10 protein-coding genes and 1 pseudogene are annotated in these 8072 nt (G+C 33.1%); 7 read left to right on the top strand and 4 right to left on the bottom strand.

The window, feature by feature from the left end:
• The 7 genes from hmd to ACJMLH_RS08985 all read left to right on the top strand — a co-directional run.
• The coding region (gene hmd, locus ACJMLH_RS09015) for a 5,10-methenyltetrahydromethanopterin hydrogenase (RefSeq protein WP_405276881.1) at positions 1-990 on the top strand (990 nt) is incomplete at its 5' end.
• Positions 991-1120: 130 nt separating this feature from the next.
• On the top strand, positions 1121-2119 hold the full coding sequence (gene hmdB, locus ACJMLH_RS09010; protein WP_405276879.1) for a 5,10-methenyltetrahydromethanopterin hydrogenase cofactor biosynthesis protein HmdB: 999 nt from the start codon (positions 1121-1123) through the stop codon (positions 2117-2119).
• A gap of 24 nt (positions 2120-2143) precedes the next feature.
• Positions 2144-2626, top strand: coding sequence for a DUF3236 domain-containing protein (locus ACJMLH_RS09005; protein ID WP_405276877.1), 483 nt, complete (start codon positions 2144-2146; stop codon positions 2624-2626).
• Positions 2627-2629: 3 nt separating this feature from the next.
• A complete protein-coding gene (locus tag ACJMLH_RS09000; protein WP_405276875.1) occupies positions 2630-3415 on the top strand; it encodes an SAM-dependent methyltransferase HcgC family protein in 786 nt (261 codons plus the stop codon).
• Complete coding sequence (locus ACJMLH_RS08995; RefSeq protein WP_405276873.1) at positions 3416-4114, top strand: Nif3-like dinuclear metal center hexameric protein; 699 nt, start codon at positions 3416-3418, stop codon at positions 4112-4114.
• 4 nt (positions 4115-4118) lie between these two features.
• Complete coding sequence (locus ACJMLH_RS08990) at positions 4119-4784, top strand: hypothetical protein (RefSeq protein ID WP_405276870.1); 666 nt, start codon at positions 4119-4121, stop codon at positions 4782-4784.
• Positions 4762-5334 (top strand): UPF0254 family protein, encoded by a 573-nt coding sequence (locus tag ACJMLH_RS08985; protein ID WP_405276868.1) that lies wholly within the window; start codon positions 4762-4764, stop codon positions 5332-5334. Before ACJMLH_RS08990 ends, ACJMLH_RS08985 begins: the two co-directional genes overlap by 23 nt.
• Before the next feature lie 11 nt (positions 5335-5345).
• Here ACJMLH_RS08985 and ACJMLH_RS08980 read toward each other — a convergent pair whose 3' ends face one another.
• The 4 genes and pseudogenes from ACJMLH_RS08980 to ACJMLH_RS08965 all read right to left on the bottom strand — a co-directional run.
• On the bottom strand, positions 5346-5723 hold the full coding sequence (locus ACJMLH_RS08980; RefSeq protein ID WP_405276866.1) for a putative zinc-binding protein: 378 nt from the start codon (positions 5721-5723) through the stop codon (positions 5346-5348).
• Positions 5720-6457 (bottom strand): DUF362 domain-containing protein, encoded by a 738-nt coding sequence (locus ACJMLH_RS08975; RefSeq protein WP_405276864.1) that lies wholly within the window; start codon positions 6455-6457, stop codon positions 5720-5722. Before ACJMLH_RS08975 ends, ACJMLH_RS08980 begins: the two co-directional genes overlap by 4 nt.
• Entirely contained in the window at positions 6454-7626 is a 1173-nt protein-coding gene (locus ACJMLH_RS08970) for a pyridoxal phosphate-dependent aminotransferase (protein WP_405276862.1), read from the bottom strand. The genes ACJMLH_RS08975 and ACJMLH_RS08970 overlap by 4 nt, the downstream gene beginning before the upstream one ends.
• A gap of 58 nt (positions 7627-7684) precedes the next feature.
• Positions 7685-8072 (bottom strand): annotated as a pseudogene (locus tag ACJMLH_RS08965) (DNA repair protein RadB); the annotation flags it as partial.

The raw sequence follows: 8072 nt of genomic DNA, 5'->3' as shown, positions 1-8072 counted from the left end.
GGATGTTACAGAACACACGCTGCAAGTGGAATTACCAACTTCTCAAGAGCTTGTGAAGTTGCAGAAGCAACCGGAAAAGAAAACATTTCTATGACTCACTCTACAATCGAAATGGGTGCAGAATTATTAGAATTAGCTGGCGTAGATGAAGTAGTCGTATCCGACCCAATTTTTGACGGAGACTTTGTAGTAGTAGATGACTTTGATTACGCAGAAGTAATTGCAGCACACAAAGCAGGAAACCCAGAAGAAGTAATGCCTGCTATCAGAGCAAAAGTTAATGAATTAGCAGAAACTGTACCAAAACCATCAAAAGGTGCTATTCACTTTACACACCCAGAAGATTTAGGTATGAAATGTATTAACGATGATTCCGAAGCAGTAGCAGATGCTGACTGGGTTATGACCTGGTTACCTGAAGGAGGTATGCAACCTGACATCATCAAAAACTTCGCTGATGACATTAAAGACGGTGCAATCGTAACCCACGCATGTACCATCCCAACTCCTGGATTAAATAAAATCTTCGAAGACTTAGGTAAAAATGTAAACGTAGCTTCATACCACCCAGGTGCTGTACCTGAAATGAAAGGACAAGTATACATTGCTGAAGGTTTCGCTGACCAAGCTGCTATCGACACATTAATGGACTTAGGTCAAAAAGCAAGAGGATCCGCTTTCACATTACCAGCAAACATGGTAGGTCCTGTATGTGACATGTGTTCCGCAGTAACCGCAATTACCTACGCAGGTATCTTAGCTTACAGAGACACTGTAACTCAAATTTTAGGTGCTCCTGCTGGATTTGCACAAATGATGGCTAACGAAGCTTTAACTAATGTAACTGCATTAATGCAAGATGAAGGTATCGACAAAATGGACGATGCTTTAAACCCTGCTGCATTATTAGGTACTGCTGACTCAATGAACTTCGGTTCCTTAGCAGAAATCGTACCTACCGTATTAGATTACTTAGGAAAAGACAAATAAACACAATAAGTTATAATTGTTGATTCTTATCAACAATTTTTTAACTTATTTTTTAATTGTTATGCAAATAGCCATTAAAAAATAAGTTAATTTTATATTAAAGATAAAAAAATTAAAATCTGGTGTTAAATTGATTGATAAAATATTAAATAAAGCAAAACAAGGACAAGAATTAAGTGATGAGGAATTTTTAGAATTGTTGAATATCGACAATGATGAGGATTTGGAAAAATTGTTCAAGATAGCTTGCGATATAAGAGACAATCAATCAAAAGTAATCAAATTAACATCAACAGTCCATCTTACCAACAAATGTCAAATCCAACCTAGATGCGAATATTGCGGATTTGCAGAAGAAACTTCTGAAAAAGGATATTACAATGCATTTTACAAATCCAATGATGAGATATTAAAGGCTGTGAAATCTATTCAGGAAGCACATATTCCTCGTGTAAGCTGTTCTGGAGGATATGGTTACAAAGGAAAACAGGCAGTTAATGCCTGCAGAATTGTAAAAGGACAATCTGATTTGGAAATTCTTGTAAATGTCGGAGGTGACCTGACTGAAAAATCAGTACAGGAATTAGCCGAACTGGGTGCAGATACAATTTGCTGCAATCTTGAAACAATAAATGAAGACGTATTCTATCAAAGAAAACCTGGAGACTCACTAGATCAAAGAATACTAACCTGTAAAAGAGTAAGTGAAGCGGGAGTAGGTTTATCTTCAGGTTTGCTTTTAGGCCTTGGTGAAAGTAAAGAAGATAGAATAAAACATTTACGCTATTTATCTAACTTTGAAACTTTAGAAGAAATTCCAATAATGGGCTTCAACCCTTATGAAGGAACTCCAATGGAAGACTGGCCTCCATTCCCATTAAAAGAACAGTTAAAAATGGTTGCAATTACTAGAATAATGTATCCTGAAATCACCATTACAATGCCAACTCCAACAGTGGGCCCTGAAAATGTGGAATTCTCACTTAAAGCAGGTGCCAATAACTTAGCAACAGTAATAGCTGACAATTACCCTCATGAAGTCAAAGGAGTAGGTTCTCCTGAATATGGTAATTATACTGAAGTTGTCAATGTTATTGAGAAATTGGATTTGATACCTCAAACTATTTAATATCTTTTTTTGAGATATGATAATATGGCATTTGAAAAGATGATAAAAAATGCATTTGAAGAATCTGAGAATAATTGCAGATTCGGAGACACTCTTGAAGAGATTGCTGAAATTCAGGAATATATTAAAAATGCAAAAAAAATATACATACCTAATAAAAATGGAATTAAAGTCGAAGTTTTAAATGAAGTTTTAAATGAATATGGTCTTCCTGAAGCAAAAATACTTCAAATAAACACCAATACTGCAGACACCAGCAGAATTCCAGCACTGGCAAAGGCATACATGGCACTTGACCAAAGTGATGCTGATTTAATAATTGCCAGAGGGCGTTTGGGAATCCCCGGTTCCGGATCATTACTTATTTTTATTGACAATAAAGGAAGAATATTGACTGCAGGAACTTCGCCTTCACATGCAATCCATAAAAAATCAATTGAAGAAGCAGTTTATAAAGAAGCATGTGAAGCTCTTGAAAAAATTGGTTTTAAAAAAATAGAAGGTTAAACAATGAATGTTGATACAGGAATAACCTCAGAAGTGTATACGATTAAATCTGAAACTAAATTGATTGATATATTTAATGAAATTATTTCAAAAAAGTCTGAAGCTGTTTTTGAATATATAGAAAGTTTAAATGTGGACAATAACACCAAAATAGTTGTTATAGGCACCTATTTTACAGGTGTTGGAATTGTTAAAAAATTAAGCCAAAAATATGAAAATATTTTATTGATTGATATTTATCCTCATCTTGAAGAGTTATTATACACTCCAATCGGAGGGGATTTCAAAAATAAAATTGAATTCTCATCTAATTTAGATTTAATTTATTCAGGAGACGTAGTTATAGATACAACTGGTTTTGGAGGCATTAAGGTTGAACAATCCTCAAAATTTGATGTGAATACATTCATAATAGAAGATCCGGTAGCTGAAGATAACGATGAACTTTTAAAAAATAAAAATAATATCCATGAAAGACTGAATGCAGTTAAATCCCCAAATAAATCCATTTTAAAAACTAAAGGAATTAATACAAAAACTTCAGGAACCATGACATTAACAATTGGTGTTCTAACAAACTTAATAAAAAAATTTCTTGAGAAAGATGGAGTGCTTTATTGTGCTTGCGAGATGGGTTTTTTTGAAGAAGTTATTTTTAAAGAAAAAGATATTGAAAAGTTTATGAATCTAACTAATGTAAATGCTTTTAAAGTATCAACAATCAATCCTTTCAATTTGGATGAATTAATTATTGAAGAGATAACCAAAATAGAGTCAAGAATGATTTAAATGAAGCTTAAGGAAATAATTGAATTTCTAGATGAAAAAATACCAAAATCAATAGCTTTGGAGTCTGATGAGGTAGGATTTAAAAAAGATTATGATTTAAATCAAGATATCTATGAAATTAAGATTTATATGGATTTATTACCTGAAGATGATTTGATTTATGAGAATACGCTGATTATTACCCATCATCCTCCTTTATTTATTCCAAAAACACCAACTTATACCATACATTCAAATTGGGACATAATAAATGGTGGAGCAAATGAAGCATTAGCAAATATCCTGAATCTAGAAATTATTGATTATTTTGATGATTCAACAAAAATTGGGAGGATTTGTAAATCAAATCAAACATTTATTGAATTAAAAAGGACTATTCTAGACAATTTTAGAAATGCAAGAATTGTTAATAATTTAGATAATGAAAAAATTATTAAAAATATTGGAGTTATATCCGGTTTTGGACTTAAAAATCCAGAATTCATCAAATTGGCAAAAAATAAAAATTTAGATATTTTAATTTCAGGAGATTTGACTCAACAAACTGCAATCCTTGCAAAAAACTTAGAAATAACAGTAATAGACTTAAATCATCATGAAAGTGAAGTTCCAGGATTATATGCCCTTAAAGACACTCTAAGTGAACTTAACATAAACATGAAAGTAATAGACAAAAAACCAATAGAACAATTAAAGTGATATTATGACAGACGAAATTCAAAAAATGGAAGACAGACAGGTCCCTAAAGGAAGAATCGATTTAATAGGATGCGGAAGATTAGGTTTAAGAATAGCTATAAACTTAATGCAAGTCCACCGGGGAGGGCCTAAAATTATAGGTGCATTTGATGGGCAAAAAATTGACGGAGGAGATGTGATATTTACACTTTATGGAGCGGAAATAGGTCAAAACAAACCCGACTTTATAAAACAGCTATGCACCCACAGTGAAGAATTCAGAAATATTATCAGCTACCCACAATACATTGACGATGAGAATATTGATTTAATAGAAGGTGACGTAGTAATCATTGTTATTGCCGGAGGAAATACAATCCCTACCGCAGCAAAAATAATAAAACATGCCCAAAAAAGAGGGGCCAAAACTATTGGAACTGCAGGAATATTCGGATTTGGAAATGAAAATATTGAAATTAAAGATATTTCAGAGTATGATGAATCCAATCCTGCTGTTGAAGAGCTAAGAAAACAGGGAATAACAGAAAATCACTTAGTTTTAACAACAAATAAATTAATTAGAGATAAAGAACCCGTAACACCCTATACATTAGATGAAGTCGCGAAAATCATTACAATGAATGCTTTAAAATTATTGAGAGACCAAAATGATAAAAATAGCAACAGCTGAATGTTTTACTCATGGAAAGATTGGAAGAGAACTGCACGCTCTGGCCCAAGGTTATGAAGGAAACTTCGGAAGAGAATATGTCAAAAACCTAAGGAGTTATGGCAATTTTGATTATGATAATATTAGTGTAACTTGCAGTTTATTTATTCCAACAATAGAAGCTGTTGTAAAAATTTTAAATGTGAAAAATCCTCCTAAGCCAAAAGAATTAATTAAAGGCATCAAGGTTTATGATGAAGAGGGAGATAAAGCTGTGAGTAAAATTATGGCACAGGCTGTAAAAGACTTGAGTGATTGTGATATCGCTATCGGAACAACCGCAGGAATTGGACGTGGAGGAATTTGTGTAATAACCGACAAATATATAATTACAACAACCAGTGATGTCTATTCTGATTTACGTGAAAATAACAGTGAAGAGCTATTTAAAAGATCAGAAAACGGAATAAAAAAAGCATTAGAAATTGTATTATTGCTTTTAAACAACAATATTGATGGAATATCCTCATTAAATAATGTGGAAATTATAAAAAATGAGAATATAGATTAGTATTCTCAAATCTAAATATTTTCAAGTTCATTTAAGATATATTTTTTTAAAACAACAACAGCCTTTTCACCATCTTCATCCAGTCTTACAGCATCCAACGGATTTAAATCATAGGTTTTGACAACAGCATCTGCTGAAATATTCATGATTGAATCAACATCCTTATCCTTCAGAATCACTGATGCACAATCATCACTGCAGCCTGTTATTGTAACTATTTTTGCATCGTCTAAAATTGGTGAACAGTTATTAGGCTGTGCAGAATATTCAGTTATGCATGCTGCAACAATATTGTCATTTTCCAATGCCAGTTCTACACTAGCTGCTCGAACTACCAAACCTAGCGGACTTAATCCACTGCATGAAACCAATGCTATTTTATCAGTCATTTTTTCACCATCCTATCATATCGTTTTTTAACTTTATCATAACCTCTTTTAAAGAAAGGACATCTTAATATGCACTCATTGCACCCTTCCCTGTGAGCAGTACAGACTTTTCTTAAAAGCTTTTCATTCTCATCAAATGCATCCTTTGGACACCTATCAATGCATACCCCACATGTTGAACAGAAATCCGGAACCCATAACATGTCATTTTCAGTTTTAAAAGGCAAATTGTCAATTGATGTGTGTATCATGAAAAAGCTATTGTGCAATCCATCCTTAAAATAACACATGTTGCTTCTTGTAATGACACAATCATTGGACTGCATTGCAATTGCCCGCAAACTTAAATTATCATCCAAGGGATGCAATAAATCAGCCCGAAATCCATTTTGCCTTAAAAAATCGGCAAATTCGTAAACGTGAATTCCATATTCCTGAAATTCCTTATCCATTAATTTACCCTTCTCTCGTGAAGGTTCCATATTAATTAAATCAACACCCATGAGAAATTTAAAAATAAGTACATTATCAATGTCAATATTAAAATCATTTTTGAATTCATCGGACAATTTGGAATAGCTGATTCCCGTAAAATTATATTTTTTAGCCAAATTTTCCAATTCGGCCAGCAAATCATCTGAAATTTCTGTCTCCGGATTTTCGGGATTATCTATTTTATAAAAATTAGGAATGGGTTTATGATATCTAAACCCTTTGAAATCTACATCAATCATTTTTTTAAAGCTTCAACAGCTTTTGGGAACTCCTCACAGAATACTTTGATTTGTTCTGTTGGAATTGAAAAACTAATACGCAGGTATCTGTCTCCAAATTCTTCAGATGTGTATTCCCCTTCTCTTGTGAAAAGTTTCTTTTGAATTAAATAGTTTGACATTTCCTTTGGATCAATTCCTGCACCGGATAAATCAACAGCCATCATATTTGCATCGGACGGATAAACAGGCAGAAATACTCCGTCAACAGTGTCAACCATTTCCTTGATTAACCTTTGGTTTTCAAAACAGGTTTCCCTAATCCTTTCAAACCATAACGGTTTTGATTTAAGACCTGCAATAGCACCATATTGTGAAATAATATTAACACCCAAATCATTGACAACGGCATTTTTGATGGCATCTATAATCGGTTTGGATGAAATAACAGAACCAATCCTTAATCCTGCCATACCAAATATTTTTGAAAAACTGTAGATTGTTAATGTTTGGCCAGGAGCATAATTCTCTACAAGAAAATGTTCACGTGCAAAGTCCTTGTAGGTTATATCATGCAATAAATACAAATCATTTTCTTTTGCAATTTCAGCAAACTCTTTTAATTCATCTTCTGTGTATGAGGAACCAAGAGGATTTAATGGATCTATCAAAATAACCATACGAGTATTCTCATCCATATTTTCACGTAAAAGATCAGGAGTTAACTTATATTCATTTTCAGGATAATAAATAGGAACATATCTGACTTCTCCAGCAAATCTGTTTGCAAAGTCTCCAATAATAAAGTATCCCGGATCTGATAGAATCACATTGTCTTCAGGTTCTAAAAGTGCCTGCATACATAAATATAAAGATTCAGTAGCACCAGATGTTAACAGTACTTCCAAACCTTCAAAATCTAAATCATCTAAAATCAACTGCTTAAGTTCGCTGAATCCTTCAGGGGCAGGATATCTACAGAAAGTTTTTTCATGAATGGCATCAATCATTGCATCGGCTATTGTATCATCATGTAAATGATTTGTATTTTGGCCCATCCAAATCATGTCTTTATCCATATACATGTCCTCAAAAAAGTCATTTGCATTGTCATAACCCTTTGGAGGCACCCGTTCAGTTTTTTTAAATTTTTTTCTTGGGTTTTTAATATCGAAATCCTTTTCCCTCATAATATCACTCAAACAATTCCAAAATAAATATATATTTTTAATTATTAATAAAATTATCTTAAATTATTCCTCTTGAAGTGATTGCGAAAACCGCCTGATTACCTTCAGGAATACTTCTATGACGTTTCAATGTGGCAACACGCTTATTTATCTCATCACCACGTTCCAATTGAATTATGACCTTGCTCCAATATTGCAGGATTGTTCCGCCAACTGCACGAATATCATTATTGCCCTCATCATCAAAGGCATTGTAAATCTGATTTGTCAATACGACAGCAATATCATATACCCTGGCAATCTTGGATAAGATTCCCATCTGCTTACCCAGTTCCTTATTTAATTTAGATGATTTCATGTCATCCACACGATATAATGCAACAGCAGAATCCAGTACAAGCAAATCCACATCATTATGGTTTTTTCTAAGCCATATTTCAATTGCT

The organism is Methanobrevibacter sp. (genome assembly GCF_045116495.1).
Taxonomy (GTDB): domain Archaea; phylum Methanobacteriota; class Methanobacteria; order Methanobacteriales; family Methanobacteriaceae; genus Methanocatella.
The sequence above is the reverse complement of the archived record's forward strand: the minus strand, read 5'-3'. Positions and strand labels throughout refer to the sequence as shown.